Genomic DNA, 368 nt, shown 5'->3' with positions numbered 1-368 from the left:
TCATGCTGCTGCTGTTCGCCACCCCCACCTTCGCCGGGTTCGCCAACGCGATCATGCCGCTGCAGATCGGCTCGCCGGACGTGGCGTTCCCGCGGCTGAACATGTTCTCCTACTGGCTGTTCCTCTTCGGCGGCCTGATCGTGATCTCCAGTCTCTTCACCCCGCAGGGTGCGGCCGACTTCGGCTGGACGGCCTACACCCCCCTCAGCGGCGGCGAGCGCTCCGCCTACGTGGGCGGGGACCTGTGGATCATGGGGCTGGCGCTGGCCGGGTTCGGCACCATCCTGGGCGCGGTCAACTTCATCACCACGATCATCTGCATGCGCGCGCCGGGCATGACGATGTTCCGCATGCCGATCTTCGTGTGG

General features: G+C 66.8%; 1 protein-coding gene. It reads left to right on the top strand.

Going from position 1 to position 368, the window contains the following annotated elements:
- Window positions 1–368, top strand: a 368-nt coding sequence (locus tag KM933_RS38845; protein ID WP_221362413.1) for a cbb3-type cytochrome c oxidase subunit I, incomplete at both ends; no start/stop codon positions are given.

The organism is Streptomyces beigongshangae (assembly GCF_019710745.1).
GTDB classification, from domain to species: Bacteria; Actinomycetota; Actinomycetes; order Streptomycetales; family Streptomycetaceae; genus Streptomyces; species Streptomyces beigongshangae.
Note: the sequence above shows the minus strand (reverse complement) of the source record. Positions and strands in the feature narration are given on the sequence as shown.